This is a genomic window from Streptomyces sp. NBC_00510, assembly GCA_036013505.1.
Classification (GTDB): domain Bacteria; phylum Actinomycetota; class Actinomycetes; order Streptomycetales; family Streptomycetaceae; genus Actinacidiphila.
Map to the genome: position 1 here is coordinate 2,731,233 of CP107851.1, position 19,278 is coordinate 2,750,510.

Sequence of the window (19,278 nt, forward strand, 5' to 3'; positions counted from 1 at the left end):
CGCCCCTCCTCGTTCCTCCCCTCCCGAAGGACACCCCCATGGCACCCGCCACCCATCCGGAAGTCGCCGCGCTGCTGGAGCGCGCCCACCGCCTGGGCGCCGACCCGCGCAACACCAACTACGCCGGCGGCAACGCCTCCGCAAAGGCCACCGCCACCGACCCCGTCACCGGCGGAGCCGTGGACCTGATGTGGGTCAAGGGCTCGGGCGGCGACCTGGGCACGCTCACCGAGGCCGGCCTCGCCGTCCTGCGCCTGGACCGGCTGCGCGCCCTGACCGCCGTCTACCCCGGCCCCGAGCGCGAGGACGAGATGGTCGCGGCGTTCGACTACTGCCTGCACGGCAAGGGCGGCGCCGCTCCCTCCATCGACACGGCCATGCACGGCCTCGTCGACGCCGCCCACGTCGACCACCTGCACCCCGACTCGGGCATCGCGCTGGCCTGCGCCGCCGACGGCGAGAAGCTCACCCAGGAGTGCTTCGGCGACAAGGTCGCCTGGGTGCCGTGGCGCCGCCCCGGCTTCCAGCTCGGCCTGGACATCGCCGCCATCAAGGAGGCCAACCCGCAGGCCGTCGGCGTGATCCTCGGCGGTCACGGCATCACCGCCTGGGGCGAGACCTCCGAGGAGTGCGAGCGCAACGCCCTGTGGATCATCCGCACCGCCGAGGAGTTCCTGGAACGTCACGGCAAGCAGGACCCGTTCGGCGCCCCGCTGCCGGGCTGGGAGCCGCTGCCGGAGGCCGGGCGCCGGGCCCGGGCCGCCGCCCTCGCCCCGGTCCTGCGGGCGATCGCCTCCCAGGACCGCCCGCAGGTCGGCCACTTCACCGACTCCGCGCCCGTGCTGGACTTCCTCGCGCACGCGGAGCACCCCCGGCTGGCCGCGCTGGGCACCTCCTGCCCCGACCACTTCCTGCGCACCAAGGTCCGCCCGCTCGTCCTCGACCTGCCCCCCACCGCGCCGCTCGAGGACGCCGTGGCCCGCCTGGAGGAGCTGCATGCCGCCTACCGCGCCGACTACCAGGCGTACTACGACCGGCACGCCACCGAGGACTCCCCCGCCATCCGCGGCGCCGACCCGGCGATCGTCCTCGTCCCGGGCGTCGGCATGTTCAGCTACGGCAAGGACAAGCAGACCGCGCGCGTGGCGGGCGAGTTCTACGTCAACGCGATCAACGTGATGCGCGGCGCCGAGGCGGTCTCCGCGTACGCCCCCATCGACGAGGCGGAGAAGTTCCGCATCGAGTACTGGGCCCTGGAGGAGGCCAAGCTCCAGCGGATGCCGAAGCCCAAGCCGCTGGCCACCCGGATCGCCCTGGTCACCGGGGCCGGTTCGGGCATCGGCAGGGCCATCGCGCACCGCCTGGCGGCGGAGGGCGCCTGCGTGGTCGTCGCCGACGTCAACACCGACGGCGCGCGGGCCGTCGCGGAGGAACTCGGCGGTCCCGACCGGGCGGTCGCGATCACCGTGGACGTGACCAGCGAGGAGGCCATCCGGGCCGGCTTCGACGAGGCCCTGCTGGCCTTCGGCGGGGTGGACCTGGTGGTCAACAACGCGGGCATCTCCGTCTCCAAGCCGCTGTTGGAGACCACCGCCCGCGACTGGGACCTCCAGCACGACATCATGGCGCGCGGCTCCTTCCTCGTCTCCCGCGAGGCCGCCCGGGTGCTCATCGCGCAGAAGCTCGGCGGCGACATCGTCTACATCGCCTCCAAGAACGCGGTCTTCGCCGGGCCCAACAACATCGCCTACTCCGCCACCAAGGCGGACCAGGCGCACCAGGTCCGGTTGCTGGCGGCCGAGCTCGGCGAGCACGGCATCCGCGTCAACGGCGTCAACCCCGACGGGGTCGTCCGCGGCTCGGGCATCTTCTCCTCCGGCTGGGGCGCCCAGCGCGCCGCGACGTACGGGGTGCCGGAGGAGAAGCTGGGCGAGTTCTACGCCCAGCGCACCATCCTCAAGCGCGAGGTGCTCCCCGAGCACGTCGCGAACGCGGTCTTCGCGCTGACCGGCGGGGAACTGACGCACACCACGGGTCTGCACGTCCCGGTCGACGCCGGCGTGGCCGCGGCGTTCCTGCGCTGACGCCGACCGCACCGCGCGGGGGAGCCGGCCGACCGGCTCCCCCGCACCCGTACGACCCACCGACCCCCGCGGCGCGCCGCGCCGCACCGACCGCACCCGTCGCTCCGACCCGAACGACCAGAACACGAGGGGCCCACGTGCCATTCGCCGCCATCGACCTCGGCGCCACCAGCGGCCGCGTCATCCTCGGCCGGGTGGGCCCGGACCACCTCGTCCTCGACGAGGTGCACCGCTTCGCCAACACCCCCGTACGGCTGCCCACCGGACTCCACTGGGACGTCCTCGCCCTGTTCCGGGAGAGCCTGGACGGCCTGCGCCTGGCGGCCCGGGCAGGGGACGGCGTCACGTCGGTCGGCATCGACAGCTGGGCGGTGGACTACGGACTGCTCGACGCGGACGGCGCCCTGCTGGGGATCCCCCACCACTACCGCGACAGCCGGACGGAGCACGTCGCCGACCGGGTCAGGGACGACATCGGCCCGCAGGAGTTGTACGCGGTCACCGGCCTGCAGCACCTGCCCTTCAACACGGTCTTCCAGCTGGCGGCGGCCCGTGACGGCGCGCAGTTCGCGGCCGCGAGGACGCTGCTGATGATCCCCGACCTGCTCACCCACTGGCTCACCGGCGGCATCGGCGCCGAGGAGACCAACGCCTCCACCACCGGCCTCTTCGACGCGCGCACCGCGACCTGGGCGGAGGAACTCCCCGGCCGGCTCGGCATCGAGCCGCGCCTGCTGCCGCCGCTGCGCCGCCCGGGCACCCACGCCGGCACGCTCCTGCCCCACGTGGCCGCGTACACGGGGCTGCCGGCGGACACCGCCGTCGTCACCGTGGCCTCGCACGACACCGCCTCCGCGGTGGCCGCGGTCCCGGCCACCGGGCCGCACTTCGCGTACATCTCGTGCGGCACCTGGTCGCTGGCGGGCCTGGAGCTGGACGCCCCGGTGCTCACGGAGGCCTCGCGGCTCGCCAACTTCACCAACGAGCGCGGCGTCGACGGCACCATCCGCTACCTGCGCAACATCATGGGCATGTGGCTGCTGGAGGAGTGCCGCCGCACCTGGGAGCAGCGGCAGGAGGGCCTGCCCCTGCAGGAACTGCTCGCCGCGGCCGCCGCCGCGGAGCCCTTCGCCGCCCTCATCGACCCGGACGACCCGCTCTTCCTGGCGCCCGGTGACATGCCCGCCCGGATCCGCGCCTTCTGCGCCGGGACCGGCCAGAAGCCCCCGGCGTCGCACGGCGCGGTCGTCCGCTGCATCCTGGAGAGCCTCGCCCTCGCCCACCGCCGCACCCTCCGCGAGGCCGCCGAACTCGCCGGCCGCGAGATCCACCGCGTCCACCTGGTCGGCGGCGGCTCCCGCAACGAACTGCTGTGCCGGTTCACCGCCGACGCCACCGGGCTCCCCGTCGTCGCCGGCCCCACCGAGGCCACGGCCCTGGGCAACATCCTCGTCCAGGCCCGCGCCGCCGGCTCGTTCGGCGACGGTCCCGACGGCCTGGCGGCGATGCGGGCGCTGGTGGCGGCCACCCAGCCGCTGCGGACGTACGAGCCGGCCGCGGACGGCCGGGCCTGGGACGCGGCGGCCGCCCGACTGGCCGGGCTCGCCGCGGCGCGGCAGCCCTGAGGCGCGCCGCGCCGCTCAGCCCGCGGAGCGGCTGACGGAGGCGCCCTGGCGCAGGGCACGCGGGATCTCGGCGACCTCGTCGACGGTCGCGATCAGTGCCGCGACCTGTTCCCGGGGCGCGTCGCTGTCGATCTCGACGGTGTAGGAGATGCCGGTCGAACGCCATCGGCCGGTGTCGAACCCGCCCTCCGCGCGCACCCGGACGCCCCGCAGTTCCAGCCCGCCGGCCGCAGCCTCGCGGTAGAGGTCGTTGAGCACGCAGGCAGCCACCGCGAGGTTCAGCACGTGGCCTCCGGTGAACGCCGACCGCACCCCGACGCCGCCGGGCGTCCAGCGGTGCGGGAGCCGGACGTCGTCGCCGTCCTCCTCCAAGAACGATCCCGCGCTCGCCAACACCGCGAACCGCTCGTCCATACCCTGCCTCCCGTCGCCGCCCGCGCGGCCGCAGCCCGCCCCAGATCCTCTTGCATGATGGCGCAACCCGGTTCGGTGGGCGGGGACTTCGGCGGTCGTCGGGTTCCTCAGCCCTGCTGCTGCGAGGGGAACTGCGAGCTGAAGTCGGCCGTGTCGGAAGCCGGGGGCGCGGTGACGGCCTTGGTTCCGCCGAACTTGAGGAAGTCGATGGTCACCTTCGCCTTGCCCATGACCTGGACCATGCGGACCGGCAGGTCCTTGCCGTCCACCCAGACATCGATCGTGATCTCGTCCACCGGCCCGGTGGCGGAGTTGAAGATGCTCTTCTCCTCGGAGGGCGAGAGGGACTTCCCCAGGTTGCCCAGTCGGCTCTTGTCGAGGGTCGCCCGGTAGTGACGGGCCTCGCGGCCGCGGATCGTCTGCTCCCCGAGGTCCTCGACGTCCTCGGTCAGCTCGATGTAGCGCAGCCCCGCTGTCGGGTCCCCGCCCTTCGCGACCGCGGCAGCGCCCTCCTTGCCGAGGACCGCGGAGACGTCGACGCGCAGCCAGTGCTTGCCCTTGAGCAGGCCGGCGGGCTGCGGGTCGACGTTGTAGTAGTAGGCGCCGTCCACCATCAGCGCCCGCAGCTCCGGGTCGTCCTGCAGCGGCTGCATCTGCGCCGCCGAGGTGTCCATCATGACGTCGTACGCGACGCCCTTGCCCCAGGAGTAGGTCCCCTTCATGGTGATGGGCGTGCCCTGACCCAGGTCGGTCGACATGTCGACCATGGCCGAACCGGTCTTCTCCGTGTGGCTGGTGACGCGGGCGAGGATCTGGGCGATCGAGTCCGTCTTGCCCACCGCGTCCGCCGTGTCACGCGCGGCGCTGCAGCCCGCCGTCGCGGTCAGCGCGACGGCGGCGGCCCCCACCGTGGCGGCGACGCGTATCCGCCGCTTCTCCCTCGTGTCCTTGGTCTCGCTCATGCTGCCCACCCCTGGGTCGTTCGTGGTCGATCTTGTGTGTTCGCTGTGGACCGTATCTCGGAGGACTGACACCGCTACACGCCCGTGGTGCCGTCGACCAGTTCCCGCAGGAGGTCGAGGTGGCCGTTGTGGCGGGAGGTCTCCTCGACGAGGTGCAGCAGGATCCAGCGCAGGTTGGGGTGGCGACCGTCGCGGATGGGGCGCTTGGCGACGGCGTCCAGGTCGAGCCCGGCGACGAGCTCGCGGTAACGGGCGGTGTGCGCCTCGTAGTCCGCCAGCAGGTCGGCGAGGGGGAGGTCCACGGCGATCCGCATCTCGCGGTCGGGGTCCTCCTCCGTCCAGGGGCCCTCGTCCTCGCCGCCGAGGAACACCACCTCGAACCAGTAGTACTCAACCCAGCGGAGGTGGTTGATCAGTCCGCTGAGCGTCATCAGCGGCGAACCCGGGAGCGGGGCGCTGCGGGCGTGCTCGGGCGTGACGCCCTCGCACTTGGCGCGGGCGGTGTCGCGGGCGTAGTCGAGGAGGGTCGTCAGCGCGGAGCGCTCGTCCCATGCGGTGGGTGTGTCTGTTCGTGTCATCGGCGGAATGCTGTCGGGAACGACGGCGGCCCGTCCACCGATTAACCGGGGCCGCCCCGCCGTACCCCCTGACAGCAGACGTCAGCGGAGAGCCGGACCATCGTTCCCCGTGACCACCACCGAACGAACGCAACGTCTCCTGCTGCCCGCCGTGTTCATCACCTCCCTGGGCAACAACATCCAGCTCATCGCCGCGGCCCTGCTGATGGTGCGCGCCCAGGGCTCGCTGCTCGACGTGGGCTGGCTCTTCATCGCCGTCGCCGTCCCCCAGGCCGTGCTGTCGCCGTTGTTCGGCCGGGTCGCCGACCGCTTCGACCGCCGAGCGCTGTGGGCGGGCTGCGACCTGCTCAGCGCCGCCGTGGCCCTGGTGCCCGCGCTGGGTACGGTCCTGGGCTGGCCGCGGGGGGCGGTCGTCTACGGCAGCAACTTCGCGCTGGCCGTGACGGCCGCGCTCTTCGTGCCGGTGAGCGCGGCGTTGATCAAGGAGCGGGTGCCCGCGGGGCGGCTGCGGCGGTTCAACGCCCACTACGAGATGGCGTTGCAGAGCGGGATGCTGCTGTCGGCGGCGGTGGGCGGTCTCGCGCTGCAGTTCGCCGGCCCTGCCCCCCTGTTCGTGTTCAACGCGGCGACCTTCGTGGCCTCCGCGGTCCTCGTCCTGGCGACCGGCCGTGGGGCGGGCAGGCCCGTCACTTCGGGCACCGCCGCCTCGGCCGCGGTACGGCCGGTCCCGTCGCGGGCGCCGCTCGGCCCGCTGGTCCTGCTGTACGCCCAGGGCAGCGTGGTGGTGACCGTCTTCAACGCCCTGCTGCCGGTGCTGGTCATCGCCGAGCTGCACCGGGGCGCCGCCGTCGTCGGTGCGGTGGACGCGCTCGGCGGTGCGGGCTTCCTGCTCGCGGCGGCCGCGTACCGGCGCACGGGTGCCCGGCTGGGGGACCTGCGGCTCGCGCTCACCGGCTTCGCGCTCTGCGCCGTGCTGTTCGCGCTGCAGCCCCGGTTCGGGGTGACGGGGCTGCTGCTGCTCGTGCCGGCCGGGGCCTTCGTCTTCGGGCAGGCGCGCATCGCCTCGCGGACGCTGTTGATGGCCGCGGTCGACGAGGGCCGCGTGGGGCGGGCCTTCGGGGCGGCGAACGCGTACGGGCTCGCCGCGACCGTGGCCGTGATGCTCGGGACCTCGGCGGTCAGCGCCCGCGCCGGGCTCCTGACCGGCTTCGCGGCGGTCGCCGGTCTCAGCGCGTTGGCGGCCGCGGGGGCGGCGGTGTGGATCGCGGCGGCCCGTAGAGGGCGGCCAGCGCCCGCGCCGACTCCGCCAGCATCTCCCGCAGCGGAGCCGGCGCAAGGACTTCGAGGTCCGCGCCGAGCCTGAGGAACTCGCCGTGCGCGTGGGCGACCGACTCGATGGGCACGCGGGCGCGGACCCAGCCGTCCGGCTCCCGCTCGCCGCCCTCGGCCACCGCCCGGGCCACAGGGCGCGACAGCAGCGCGGGCAGCCGCTCGGCACCGCGCGGTGACACCCGGATCAGGGCCTCGTCCCGGTGGAGCCGCGCGTGGAACCCGGCGAGGTACTCCCGCCAGTACGCGGCGAGGTCGAAGCCGGGCGGGGTCGCGAACGTCTCGTCGAGGGCGCGCACCTCGAGCATCTGGTCGACCCGGTAGGTGCGCGGGTCGCTCCCGTCGTGGGCGACCACGTACCAGCGGCCCGCCTTGAGCACCAGACCGTACGGTTCGAGCCTGCGGTCGGTCTCGGCGGGCTCGCGCCAGCGGCGGTACCGCACCCGTACGACCTGCCGGTTCCACACGGCGTCGGCCACCACGGGCAGGTGCGGCACCTGCTCCTCGGAGCTGTACCAGCCGGGCGCGTCCAGCAGGAACCGCCCCCGCACCCGCTCCGCCCGCTCCCGCAGCGCCGGCGGCAGCGCGGCGCTGAACTTCAGCCGGGCCGCCGCCGCGGCCTCCCCGAGCCCCAGCTGCGCGGCCGGATCGGGCAGGGCGGCCAGGAACCACGCCTGCGTCTCGTCGGCGGTCAGGCCCGTCAGCCGGGTGCGGTAGCCGTCGAGCAGCCGGTAGCCGCCCTCGTGCCCGGCGTCGCCGTACAGCGGGATGCCCGCCTCGTGCAGCGACTGCACGTCGCGGTAGATCGTCCGTACGGACACCTCCAGCTCCTCCGCCAGCTCCGCGGCGGTCATCCGCCCCCGCGACTGGAGGAGCAGGAGGAGGGAGACCAGCCGGCTCGCGCGCATGCCGGCAGTATCGCCGCCGCCACCGACAGTGGCCGCAGGGCACCATCACGTCGGCCGCGGGGACGGCCTCGGCCGATTTGATGGTGTCCTGCGGAGCGCGCACCCTGGGGAGGTAGGGACTGCGACGGGTGTGTGATCGCCGACGATGAACACGAGTGACCCCGGGGACCCGGCCGCCACGGCCGTGGTCACCGTCAGCGCGCGGGGGGTGGTCACGGGATGGAGCGCGGGGGCACGACGGCTGCTCGGACACGCGGCGGCGCACGCGGTGGGACGGCCCGTCGCCGAGGTGTTCGGTGCGCAGGCGCAGGCGATCGCGCTCGACCGGGAGTGGCGCGGCCGGGTGCGGGCGCACCGGCGGGACGGGCGGGAACTCGACCTCGACGTACGGGTCTCCCCCGCGCTGGACGCCGACGACCGGGCCGGCGGCTGCGTCGTGACCGCCTCCTGCGCCGACCCCGACACCGCGCTCCTGCTGTGGGCCTTCCAGCAGTCGTCCGTCGCCATGGCCACGTACGACACCGGGCTGCGCTACCACCGGGTCAACGACGCCGCGGCGGACATGATCGGTGTCCCGGCGGCGGACCTGACCGGCCGGCCCTTCTCCGGGGCGCTCCTGGACGACGCGGGTCGCCGCGGGTTCAACGACCACCTGCGGCAGGTCGCGGAGACCGGCCGGCCGGCGCACTACGAGAGCCCGGCCGCCGCCGGGGCCACGGTCGGCGACCGGGCGTGGAGCACCGAGATGTGGCCGGTGCGGGACCCGCAGGGCCGGATCCGGGGCGTGGCGAGCGCGGCGTTCGACAGCACCGAGCAGTTCCGGGGGCGCCGGCGGCTGGCCCTGCTGAACGAGGCCGGCGCGCGGCTCGGCACCACCCTGGACGTGGTGCACACCGCCGACGAGCTGGCGGAGCTGGCCGTGCCGCGCTTCGCCGACTTCGCCAGCGTGGACCTGCTGGACTCGGTGCTGCACGGCGAGGAGCCCCCGCCGGGACCGCCCGGCCTCGGCGTGGAGCTGCGCCGGGTCGCCCACCGCACCGCGTCGGGCCGCGCCCCGGACGCGGCCGTCGACCTCGGCGAGCTCGACGTCTACCCGGAGTTCTCCCCGCCGTCCCGGGCCCTGGCGACCGGCCGGCCCGTCCTCAGCCGGCTGGGGCACCCGGACTTCACGCTGTGGCTGGCGCAGAACAGCCTGCGGGACGCCAAGGTCCAGGAGTACGGCATCCATTCGGTGCTGGCGGTGCCGTTGCGGGCGCGCGGCATCACCCTCGGGGTGGCGGTGTTCATCCGCTGGGCGCGTCCGGAGTTGTTCACCGAGGACGACCTGGCGCTGACCGAGGAGCTCGCGGGGCGGGCCGCGGTATGCGTCGACAACGCCCGCCGCTTCACGCGGGAGCACTCCACGGCACTGACCCTCCAGCGCAGTCTGCTGCCGCTGCGGCTGCGCGAGCAGGCCGCGGTGGAGGTCGCCTCGCGCTACCTGCCGGCCGGGGCCCGGGCGGGGGTCGGCGGCGACTGGTTCGACGTCATCCCGCTGTCCGGCACGCGGGTGGGCCTGGTCGTCGGCGACGTCGTGGGCCACGGCATCCACGCCTCGGCGACGATGGGCCGGCTGCGGACGGCGGTGCGCACCCTCGCGGACGTGGACCTGGCGCCGGACGAGCTGCTGACCCACCTCGATGACCTCGTCTCGCACCTGGATCCCGAGGACGGCCACGGCCGGGAGGTGTCGCCCGCCGAGACCAGCGGCGAGCTGGGCGCGACCTGCCTGGTCGCCGTGTACGACCCGATCGCGCGCCGCTGTTCCCTCGCCAGCGCCGGGCACCCGCCGCCCGCCGTGCGCTTCCCCGACGGCAGAGTCGAGATGGTCCCGATGTCCGCGGGCCCGCCGCTGGGCGTCGGGGGGCTGCCGTTCGAGGCGGTCGAGCTGGAGCTGCCGGCGGGCAGCATGCTCGCGCTCTACACCGACGGCCTGGTCAAGAGCCGGGACTTCGACCTGGACGCCGGCCTGGCGCGGCTGCGCGCCGCGCTGGCCGCCCCGGCCCCGACGATGGAGGCGGCCTGCGACACCGTCCTGAAGACCCTCCCGTCGGACCGTCCGGTCGACGACGTCGCGCTGCTGCTCGTCCGTACCCGGGCGCTCGACGACGGCCAGGTCGCGGTGTGGGACCTGCCCGGTGACCCCGCGCACGTCGCGGACGCCCGGCAGGCGGTGGCGGAGCGGCTGGTCGCCTGGGGCCTGGAGGACGCGGTGTTCGTCACCGAGCTGGTGGTGAGCGAGCTGGTCACCAACGCCATCCGGTACGGCGCTCCGCCGATCCAGCTGCGGCTCATCCGCGACCGCACCCTGATCTGCGAGGTGTCCGACGGCAGCAGCACCGCCCCGCATCTGCGGCGTGCCCTGTCCGACGACGAGGGCGGCCGCGGCCTGCTGCTGGTGGCGCAGTTGAGCCAGGCCTGGGGTAGCCGGCAGACCTCCGCCGGCAAGACCATCTGGGCCGAACAGGCGTTTCCCCCGGCCGGGCGATGAGCGGCGGCACGTCCGGGTTCCCCGCGTCGCGCCGACCCTGACGAGCTGTCAGTCTCGGAGGCATGACCGCTCGCTTCCCCGTGTCCGCCCTGCACTGGACGGTCCTCGTCCCGGTGCTCTCGGTGGTCCTGCTGGCCCTGACGTGGGGACGGGCGCTGCCGGTGGCCGTGGTCGTGGTCGTCGCGGTCTTCCTGGCCGTCGCGGTGCTCGCCGCCGTCCACCACGCGGAGGTGGTGGCGCACCGGGTGGGCGAACCGTACGGCGCGCTCGTGCTGGCGGTGGCGGTGACCGTCATCGAGGTGGCCCTGATCCTCACCCTGACGGCGGACGGCGGCCCGAAGAGCGCGGGCCTGGCCCGCGACACCGTCTTCGCCGCGGTCATGATCACGTGCAACGGCATCATGGGGCTCTGCCTGCTGGTGGGGGCGCTGCGCCGGCGGGTGGCGGTCTTCAATCCGGAGGGCACGGGCGCCTCCCTGGCGACGGTGGCGACGCTCGCCACCCTCAGCCTCGTGCTGCCGACGTTCACCACCAGCACCCCGGGCCCGCGCTTCTCCACCGCCCAGCTCACCTTCGCCGCGATGGCGTCGCTGGTGCTGTACGGCCTGTTCGTCGCGACGCAGACGGTGCGGCACCGCGCGTACTTCCTGCCGGTGAAGCCGGGCGGCGAGGTGATCGACGTCTCGGAGGACGACTCCGTCCCGCCCACCGTCCGCGCCGCGATGTTCAGCCTGGCGCTGCTGGTGGTGGCGCTGATCGCGGTCGTGGGACTGGCCAAGGTGGAGTCGCCGACGATCGAGCGGGGCGTGCAGTACGCCGGCCTGCCGTCCTCCTTCGTCGGCGTCGTCATCGCCCTGCTGGTGCTGCTGCCCGAGACCATCGCCGCGGTGCGCGCGGCCGCCCGCGACCGTGTGCAGACCAGCCTCAACCTGGCGCTCGGCTCGGCGATGGCGAGCATCGGGCTGACCATCCCGGCGGTCGCGGTGGCCTCGGTGTGGATGTCCGGCCCGCTGCTGCTGGGGCTCGGCGCCACGCACATGGTGCTGCTGGCGATCACCGTCGCCGTGGGCACCCTGACGGTGATACCGGGACGCGCCACGCCGCTGCAGGGCGCGGTGCACCTGGCCCTGCTGGCGGCGTACATGGTGCTCGCGATCAGCCCGTGAGCCGGTGGGGCCTACCGGCAGCCGGCGACGACGCGGCCGGCCAGGACGGCCTCGACGAAGGGCTCGGGCGGGGCGTAGCGGTGGGCCAGGACGTAGTGGACGACCAGGTCGGGCGCGATCAGCCAGGTGCCGGCGCCGCCCTCCACCCGTACCTCGCCGTGGCCCACGAGGATCCGCTCGCCGCCGCGGGACACGCTCACCGGGTTGAAGCGACCGCCCCCGATCAGCCTGCGGCGGCACAGGGTGCAGCCGTACCAGCCGTGGGTGATGGCGCACAGGTGGTCGCGGCACAGGGCGAAGAGGCGGTCGGCGAACTCCTCGGAGGGCTCCGCCCGCGGGTAGGGGCGGGCGGGGTCCAGCCAGCCGACGGCACGGGCGGAGACGTCCGGCGGAATCGTTTCTGTGAAGTAGGCGTACGGGCTCAGGTCCTCGTAGTACGGCATCGCAGCCTCTCCCACCCGCGGGCCCCCGCCCGCGCGCACCGTCCGATCGATCGCGGGCAAGCGTCCAGCAGCGGCGCCCGTAGGTCAATCACCCGTACGTGGCGGGCCTCCGCCGGTGCGCCCTCGGCGGCCGTGCGCTCCACCCGAAGGAGACCCGCGCCGGACACCAGTCCCGTGCGCGGCGCGTCAGCCGACGACCGGTTGCTCGTCCTTGCCGTCCTCGACCGGGGGCGCCTGCGCCAGGGGCTTGCGGCCGAGCCAGCCGCCCAGCAGCTCGTGCACGGCCCCGGCGCCCACCAGGCGTTCCAGCGGATCGGGACCGTCCAGGTCGAACGGGTGCAGCAGGAAGGCGCGACTCTGGTCGCCGCCCAGGCCGCCGTGCGAGCCCACCTGCTCCTCGAAGGCGTGCACGGTCCGGGTGACCGGGTCGTACGCCGAGTTGACCATGATGTCGGCGGCGTGCGGGAAGCGGGCGGTGCGCAGCACCGCGGCCGCCGCGCCCGGCCCGAACGGCGCCAGCGGATCGCGGCCGGTGACCCGGCCCGTCTCCAGCTCGTGCTCGCCGCCGTCCCCGCCCAGCACCAGCGGCCCGCGCTCCCGGTCCAGGACCAGCACGAAGCCGACCCCCGGGTGCTCGGCCAGCGTCGGCAGCAGGGCCGGGTGGCGGGCCTCGACGCCCTGCCGGTCCACCCGCCCCGGGAGGTCGGGGAAGGAGATCAGCGCCAGGTTCCCCGAGGCCAGCACCACCGGGTCCGAGGACGGCCCGGCCGTCTCCTGCTCCTCGCCCGCGCGGCCCCCGTGCTCCGGGCGGTGCAGCGCCGCACGGGCGGCCGCGCGCGCCTCGGCGCCGCTGGCCGTGCCCCGCACGCGGCGGCGCACCGGCAGCCCGCACCCCGCCCGGACCAGGTCCCTCAGGGTCAGCCCGTACGCGGACTCGAAGGTCTCGCCCTCGCTCTGGCCGTGGTCGGACAGCAGCACGATCCGGTAGGGGCGCGGCGCGTACCGGGAGGCGTCGGCGATCAGGCGGATGGCGCGGTCCAGACGCCGCAGCACCCGCATCGCGTCCCGGCTGCGCGGCCCCGAGTGGTGCGCGACCTCGTCGTACGCGACGAGGTCGGCGTAGACGGCGCCGCGCCCGGCGAGCATGTCGCCGACGACGGCCGCCACCGCCACGTCGCGCTCGACGACGGTGGCGAAGGCCCGCAGGAAGGGGTAGAGGCCGCCGCGCCGCACCCGGGGACGCTCGTGACGCACCAGCGCCGAGGTGGACTCGGTGATCTCGCGGACGACCTCCGCGAAGAAGGACGCGGCGGTGCGCACAGCGTTGGCCGGGTCGGAGAAGTACGCGAAGTAGCCGGTCCGGGAACGGGTGGCGCCGACCCGGGCGAGGACGGCCGCGGGATCGCCGCCCTCCGGGGCGCCGACCGCCCGGGACCGCAGCCGTGCCATCGCGAGCCGGTCGGCGGAGAAGCGCCGGCGGCGGGTCGACACCGACATCACCAGCGCCAGCTGCTCGGCGCCGCCGCTGAACAGGTTGCCCCGGCTGGCGCCGTCCGGCGCCAGCAGCCCCGCCCGCCCGGTACGGGCGACCGCGCGGCGCTCCAGCTCGGCCGCGCAGGAGGGCCGGTTGCAGACCATGACCTGCCCGGTCTCCTTCTCGTACCAGCGGAAGGCCGGCACGTCCTCGTTGCTGCCGTGCAGGATGGCCAGCTGGCTTGCGCCGGTCTGGCTGCTCCAGTCGGTGGTCCACGGCACCAGGCGGTGGCTGCCGTCGAGCCAGTCGGCGACGGTCTCCATCGCCGGGGGGCGCAGCCGCCCCTTGCGCGTCACCGGGCGCACGGCCTCGCGCAGCACGTCGTGCCCGACGCCGTCCAGCTGGACGAAGACGAAGCCCGGCTCCCGCGTGCCGTCGGCGCCGGCGGTGTCGTGGCCCGCGCCACCGCGACGCCGGCCGGCCAGACGCGCCAGGCGCCGGCCGTACGCCGCGTCGTCGCGCATGGCGAGCGTCGTGCTCGTCGCGGACGACGCCGCCGACATCACGGCGGCGATCACCACGGCCGTGGCCGGGGCGATGTCGCCCTGCCAGTCGGGGGTGAAGCGGAAGGCGAGCAGCAGCAGCGAGCCGTTGAGGAAGAACACCAGCAGGCCCAGCACCAGCGCGGGCACCAGCAGCACGGCCCGGACCAGCACCGGCCAGACCAGCGCGCTCAGCAGACCGAAGGCACCGGCGGCCGCGGCCGCCGTCACCGCGATGCGGGTGGGGCTGTCGCCGCCGGGGGACTGGATGCGGAAGTCGGGCAGGATCCCGGCGAGCACGGCCATCGTCGCCGTCACCACCGCCCACACGACCAGCACGCGGACGATCGCGCCCCCGGCGGCCCGCCACCGACGCAGCACGCCCACCCTCTCCTCGTCTCCTCACGTCTGCGCACGTCCCCGCGCGTCCCCGAACACGAATACCCCCAGACTGTCACAGTCCCCCCTGGGCCCCGCGGCGCACCGGGGCACACGGCGGGCGCGCCGGAGCATAGGCTCGGGGCGAGACGAGGAGGCGCGAGTGGCGGTCGAGATCACCTGGTGGGGACACGCGACGGTGACCGTGCGGGACTCGGGGGTGCGCGTGCTCACCGATCCGCTGTTCGCCCCGCGCCTGGCCCACCTGCGCAGGCGGCGCGGCGCGGTCCCGCCGCCGGGCGCGGCCCTGGCGGACGTCGCCGTCATCTCCCACCTGCACGCCGACCACCTGCACACCGGCTCGCTGGCCCGGCTCTCCCGGGGTACCCGGGTACTGGTGCCGCGCGGCGCCCCCGCCGCGGTGCCCCGGCTGCGACGGCTCGCCGCGGACCGGCGACTGGAGCTGACCGAGGTGGCCCCCGGTGACGAGGTGAAGGTGGACGCGCTGACGGTACGCGTGGTGAGCGCCGCGCACGACGGACGGCGCCTGCCGTACGGGCCGCGCCGCTCCCCCGCGCTGGGCTACGTGCTGGTGGGCGAGGAACGGACCTACTTCGCCGGGGACACCGGGCTGTTCGACGGGATGGCGGACGAGGTCGGCCCCTGCGACGCCGCCCTGCTGCCCGTCGGCGGCTGGGGACCTTTCCTCGGCACCGGCCACCTCGACGCCGGGCGCGCCGCCCGGGCCCTGGCGCGGCTCGCCCCGCGCGCCGCCGTCCCCATCCACTACGGGACGTACTGGCCGATCGGCATGGACGCCGTCCGCCCGCACGAATTCCACTCCCCCGGCGAGGAGTTCGTCCGGCTCGCCGGGCAGCTGGCACCGGCGGTGGCGGTGCACCGGCTGGAGCACGGCGAGAGCATGCTGCTGGAGGCCGCCAGGTGAGCGGACTCACCCTGCTCGCGGAGCAGACCTCCTCCCAGTCCACCGGCCAGGTGGTCGGCTACCCCTCGCTCTTCCTGCTGGTCGTACTCGGCTCGCTCGTGCCGGTCGTGCCCACCGGCGCGCTCGTCAGCAGTGCCGCCGTCGTCGCCTTCCACCAGACCGCCCCCTTCTCCCTCGCGCTGGTCTTCGTCGTCGCCGCGGGCGCCGCCTTCCTCGGCGACATGGGCCTCTACCTGCTCGGCCACCGCGGCGTACGCTCCCGCAACGGCTCGCGCTGGCTGCGGCAGCTCCAGCAACGCGCCGACCCCGCACGCCTCGCCGACGCGCAACGCCGGCTCGACGACCACGGCGTCGCCGTCCTCGTCCTGTCCCGCCTGATACCCGCCGGACGCATCCCGGTGATGGTCGCCTGCCTGCTCGCCGAGATGCCCGTCCGCCGCTTCGCCCGCGGCGACGTCCCCGCCTGCCTGGCCTGGGCGGCGGCCTACCAGCTCATCGGCATCCTCGGCGGCACCCTCTTCCCGGAGCCGTGGCAGGGCGTCCTGCTCGCCGTCACGCTCACCCTCCTCATCGCCACCGCCCCCCAGCTCTGGCGCCGCCTGCGCGGCCTCACGACCACCCCCGCCGCCCCCGACGACACCCCGGCCGAACACCCCGGCCACTGACCACCTCCCGGCGGAGGTCGCGCCCCGGACCCGCGGCCGCCCCGTCGCCAGGCCGGGCGCACCCGCCGGCTCCGCCCGGAAAGCACCCACGGGCCGCACCAGCCCCTCATCGGCCTCACCCCGGCCGCCCGGGGACTGGCAGCCCACGCGGGCACACGGTGCTCGCGGATCCCCGAACGATCCGGCCCGAACGCCACTCGTCGTCAGGTCGGACGACACCACCCCGGGAGCCACGCGCGCCCTGCGCCGGCCTCACCGCGCCCGCGCCGGCTCCGTGCCGAAGTCACTCACGCCACCCCCGACGACAGGCACCGGCGCCCGCGGATGGAGCCCCGCCGTCCGCCCCCGACTTCAGGGTGCTGCTCGCAGCCCACCGGCCGGAGAGCCCGGTAGGGGCCCAGGTACGCGCCGCCGTCAGGCACCGGGACTGCGGAAGTTGCGCGCGTGCGCAACCGGGGCGCCTGCAAAGGCGGATGGCGCCGTCCCGCAGCCGGCGCCTCTACGACCGCGGGCACGCGGTGCAGTTCGCCGCCGGCTCCCATGCAGCCGGTGCCAGGTCCGCCCCGGGAAGCACCGACGCACCTAGGGTCGGCGCCCACGGATCGCATCAGCCCCTCATCGGCCTCATCGCGCCCGCAGCGCCTCCGTGCCGAACCCGCCCACGCACACCGTGGCCCCGGGGGCAACCGCTTCGGAGAACCCGGCCCGGACGGCCCCGCTTTCGCAGCATGGCATCGGCATGGGGCGGGGCTCAGGCGGCGCCCTTGGCCAGGCCGGCGATCGCGGACTCGAGGTCGGACAACGCGGCGGCGACGTGGGGGAGTTCGAGAGGGGCCGGCGAGGTGAGGGCGGCGTGGCGCTGGGGGTCGTCGGTGCCGTGGAGGGGGCCGGTGTCGATGCGGACGTGGAGGGCGGACGGGTCGTCGCCGAAGCGGTGGCCGCCGGGGACGGGGCGGCCGAGGCGGGCGGACAGGGCGGTCTCCAGGGTGGGCGCGTCCGTGACGCCGGCGGCTGCCAGGGCGTGCCGCAGGGGGCCGAGGTCGGCGTAGAGGTGGAAGCCCGCTTCGGGTGGGCGGCACAGGGCGCCCGCTCGGGCGACCGCCACGTACGAGGCGGCGCCGAGGGCGGCGTGCAGGCGGGTGGCGGCGGCGAGATGGGCCCGGACGTCGGCGCCCTCGGCGAGCGCGTGGGCGGCCGTGGCGGCCACCGGCTCCGGGAGCACCGCGCGCAGCCCGGCGCAGCGGTCCGCCACGGCGGCGCGCAGGCGTGCGCCCTCGGCGGTGGCCGGGAAGCGGGCGATCGCCACGGGCCAGGACGGCGGGGCCAGGGCGGCGCACAGGTCCACGACGACGATCGTCCGGCCGGGCAGCGTCTCGGCGGGGGTGAGCAGCACGGTCTCGTGCGGATGGTGCACCGTGTCGGCGTACGTCTCGTCGGAGACCAGCAGCAGCCCGCACTGCTCGGCGGCCTCGCACACCTCGTGCAGCAGTTCCGGGGGCGTCACCGTCCCGCTGGGGTCGTCGGCGGCCGACATGAGCAGCACGCGCGGGTCGGTGCCCTCCGCGCGGGCCCGGCGTACCGCCTCCAGCAGGGCGAAGGGGTCGGGTGCGCCGCCGCCCACCGCGGGGGTCTGCACGGTCGTGGCGCGCCGGCCCAGGGTCCGCACCAGCGGGGCCTGCCAGGCGGCGGCGGGCCTGGCGAGCACGACGTCGCCGTCCACCGCGGCGAGCAGCGCCAGCAGCAGGGGCTCCGCGCCCGGCGCGGCGACGGTGTCGGCCGCGGTCGTGACGAGCCCGCGCCGCTCCCAGTGGCCCGCCGCGGCCGCGCGCACCGCCTCGCCGCCCCCGGGCGGCTCCGGCACGGCACCGCCCGGCAGACCTGCGGACAGCCGCTCCGCCCAGTACTGCGGCACCGGCAGCCCCGGGTCGGGGCGCAGACCGGCCCGCGCGAGACGCCCGGCGGGGGCCGGCGGTGAGGTCCGCTGCATCCGTACCTCCGGTGGGATCGGGTGACCGGCGGGATCCGGCGACCGGGCCCACGGCCCGGCCCCCGCCGCCACCCTCGCACGCGCTCCGCGCTCCCGCCGCCGGGGCGCGCGAATCCCGCTGCGTGCCACCGGGAATCCAGGGCAACCGGAATCCAGGAGGTGTTCCCATGGTCCCGCTGCTCGTCGTCCTGCTGCTGGCCCTCGTCCTGTTCGGCGCGGCTTTCGCGGTCGACGTCCTGTGGTGGGCCGCCCTGGTCGTCCTGGTGCTGTGGCTGCTCGGATTCGTGGCACGGAGCGGTTCCGCCGGCTCGCGCTGGTACCGGTGGTAGTGGACGCGACCGCGAGCGGCAGGAGAGGCGTGCGGCGGCCGTCGGGGGGCCGCGCGCCCCGGATTCGCGAGGTTTCCTCCCCCGGTCCGCTATTGCTGCGCCTGGACCGGCATGCGCAGGGTGCGGGCCCTCGCCCCGGCCCGCGTACGGCCGGAGGAGACCATCCGCTGGGGATGGCGGCGCAGGTACTCGCCCTCCAGGGCCGCCATCCGCGAGTTGTGGGCGTCGAGGGCCGCCCCGGAGCCGTAGAGCAGCGTCTCGTGGCGGGTCCGGTGGACCGACTCCAGTTCCTGCACCAGTTGTCGTTCGTCCAGGTCTGCGGGGTCGACCCCGCCGGGGTAGCGGCTCATGGGTCGCGCACCTTCCTTTCGCCTCCTGTCACCTCGCCCGTTTGGTACCCCCGGTGCGGGGATTCATCCGCTTCTGTGGGCATTCAACAGGCATCGGATCCCTGGTCCGGGTAGACGATGGAGAGACCTGACCCCTGAGGAAAGGAGCCACCGTGCAACGAGGAAGCGACCGTCTGAGCGTCCACCGTGACGACGAGATGAAGCACGAGCTGCGCGAGCTGCTGCGCTCCGGGCACTCCACCCGGGTCGAGGAGTGGCACGACCCCGAACCCGGCGCCGACGACGACCCCGAGGTCGGCACCGGGCCGGCCTGGGCGGGGGCCCCCGAGGGCACGGCGGTGCGGTTCGAGCTCGGCAGGCATCTGACCCGGGAGCCGTTCCCCGCCCGGCGCGGCGACCTGCTGCGGGCCCTGCGCGACCGGCACGCGCCGGACCCCCTGACCGACCTGGTGGACGGACTCCCCGGCGACAACCGGCGGTACGCCAACGTCCAGGAAGTCGTCCGGACGCTGGGCATGCGCCCGGAGGCCTGACGGGCCGCACCGCGACGCGGGCCACGGGGCCGGTC

Annotated in this window: 16 protein-coding genes and 1 pseudogene; 9 read left to right on the top strand and 8 right to left on the bottom strand. The window is 75.2% G+C overall.

Annotated features, from left to right (window positions below; genetic code table 11):
- Window positions 1–38: 38 nt before the first annotated feature.
- Complete coding sequence (locus tag OG937_12015) at window positions 39–2,084, top strand: bifunctional aldolase/short-chain dehydrogenase (protein WUD72352.1); 2,046 nt, start codon at window positions 39–41, stop codon at window positions 2,082–2,084.
- Between the two features lie 137 nt (window positions 2,085–2,221).
- Window positions 2,222–3,709: a rhamnulokinase gene (locus OG937_12020; protein WUD72353.1), complete on the top strand. Its 1,488-nt coding sequence runs from the start codon at window positions 2,222–2,224 to the stop codon at window positions 3,707–3,709.
- A gap of 15 nt (window positions 3,710–3,724) precedes the next feature.
- Here OG937_12020 and OG937_12025 read toward each other — a convergent pair whose 3' ends face one another.
- The 3 genes from OG937_12025 to OG937_12035 all read right to left on the bottom strand — a co-directional run bounded on the left by OG937_12025 (window position 3,725) and on the right by OG937_12035 (window position 5,663).
- Complete coding sequence (locus OG937_12025; GenBank protein WUD72354.1) at window positions 3,725–4,123, bottom strand: OsmC family protein; 399 nt, start codon at window positions 4,121–4,123, stop codon at window positions 3,725–3,727.
- A 107-nt stretch (window positions 4,124–4,230) separates the two neighbouring features.
- The gene (locus tag OG937_12030) at window positions 4,231–5,085 is read right to left on the bottom strand and encodes a hypothetical protein (protein WUD72355.1); all 855 of its coding nucleotides are present in this window, start codon (window positions 5,083–5,085) and stop codon (window positions 4,231–4,233) included.
- Window positions 5,086–5,159: 74 nt separating this feature from the next.
- Entirely contained in the window at window positions 5,160–5,663 is a 504-nt protein-coding gene (locus tag OG937_12035) for a DinB family protein (protein ID WUD72356.1), read from the bottom strand.
- 7 nt (window positions 5,664–5,670) lie between these two features.
- Between OG937_12035 and OG937_12040 the strand changes: the two are divergent.
- A pseudogene (locus tag OG937_12040) lies at window positions 5,671–6,801 on the top strand (MFS transporter).
- A gap of 88 nt (window positions 6,802–6,889) precedes the next feature.
- Here the strand turns inward: OG937_12040 and OG937_12045 are convergent.
- A complete protein-coding gene (locus OG937_12045; GenBank protein WUD72357.1) occupies window positions 6,890–7,900 on the bottom strand; it encodes a WYL domain-containing protein in 1,011 nt (336 codons plus the stop codon).
- 145 nt (window positions 7,901–8,045) lie between these two features.
- On the opposite strand from OG937_12045, the gene OG937_12050 reads away from it, so the two are divergent.
- Both OG937_12050 and OG937_12055 read left to right on the top strand, forming a co-directional pair.
- Window positions 8,046–10,430 (top strand): SpoIIE family protein phosphatase, encoded by a 2,385-nt coding sequence (locus OG937_12050; protein WUD72358.1) that lies wholly within the window; start codon window positions 8,046–8,048, stop codon window positions 10,428–10,430.
- A 62-nt stretch (window positions 10,431–10,492) separates the two neighbouring features.
- Window positions 10,493–11,596 carry an ionic transporter y4hA gene (locus OG937_12055; GenBank protein WUD72359.1) on the top strand — a complete coding sequence of 368 codons (1,104 nt, stop codon included), beginning with the start codon at window positions 10,493–10,495 and terminating at the stop codon, window positions 11,594–11,596.
- An 11-nt stretch (window positions 11,597–11,607) separates the two neighbouring features.
- Here the strand turns inward: OG937_12055 and OG937_12060 are convergent, their stop codons facing one another.
- Together OG937_12060 and OG937_12065 are read right to left on the bottom strand one after the other, a co-directional pair.
- On the bottom strand, window positions 11,608–12,039 hold the full coding sequence (locus tag OG937_12060; GenBank protein ID WUD72360.1) for a hypothetical protein: 432 nt from the start codon (window positions 12,037–12,039) through the stop codon (window positions 11,608–11,610).
- 186 nt (window positions 12,040–12,225) lie between these two features.
- Window positions 12,226–14,442, bottom strand: coding sequence for a phage holin family protein (locus OG937_12065; protein ID WUD72361.1), 2,217 nt, complete (start codon window positions 14,440–14,442; stop codon window positions 12,226–12,228).
- A gap of 154 nt (window positions 14,443–14,596) precedes the next feature.
- Between OG937_12065 and OG937_12070 the strand changes: the two genes are divergently transcribed.
- Window positions 14,597–15,379, top strand: a complete 783-nt coding sequence (locus tag OG937_12070; GenBank protein WUD72362.1) for an MBL fold metallo-hydrolase — start codon at window positions 14,597–14,599, stop codon at window positions 15,377–15,379.
- A complete protein-coding gene (locus OG937_12075) occupies window positions 15,376–16,044 on the top strand; it encodes a VTT domain-containing protein (protein ID WUD72363.1) in 669 nt (222 codons plus the stop codon). Before OG937_12070 ends, OG937_12075 begins: the two co-directional genes overlap by 4 nt.
- Window positions 16,045–16,795: 751 nt before the next feature.
- Here OG937_12075 and OG937_12080 read toward each other — a convergent pair.
- On the bottom strand, window positions 16,796–18,031 hold the full coding sequence (locus OG937_12080; GenBank protein ID WUD72364.1) for an aminotransferase class I/II-fold pyridoxal phosphate-dependent enzyme: 1,236 nt from the start codon (window positions 18,029–18,031) through the stop codon (window positions 16,796–16,798).
- A 167-nt stretch (window positions 18,032–18,198) separates the two neighbouring features.
- Here OG937_12080 and OG937_12085 point away from each other — a divergent pair, with 167 nt between their 5' ends.
- Window positions 18,199–18,360: a hydrophobic protein gene (locus tag OG937_12085; protein WUD72365.1), complete on the top strand. Its 162-nt coding sequence runs from the start codon at window positions 18,199–18,201 to the stop codon at window positions 18,358–18,360.
- A gap of 89 nt (window positions 18,361–18,449) precedes the next feature.
- On the opposite strand, the gene OG937_12090 is transcribed toward OG937_12085, so the two are convergent.
- Window positions 18,450–18,710 carry a DUF6158 family protein gene (locus tag OG937_12090; protein WUD72366.1) on the bottom strand — a complete coding sequence of 87 codons (261 nt, stop codon included), beginning with the start codon at window positions 18,708–18,710 and terminating at the stop codon, window positions 18,450–18,452.
- Between the two features lie 152 nt (window positions 18,711–18,862).
- Here OG937_12090 and OG937_12095 point away from each other — a divergent pair, with 152 nt between their 5' ends.
- Window positions 18,863–19,243: a DUF2795 domain-containing protein gene (locus tag OG937_12095; protein ID WUD72367.1), complete on the top strand. Its 381-nt coding sequence runs from the start codon at window positions 18,863–18,865 to the stop codon at window positions 19,241–19,243.
- Window positions 19,244–19,278 lie beyond the last annotated feature (35 nt).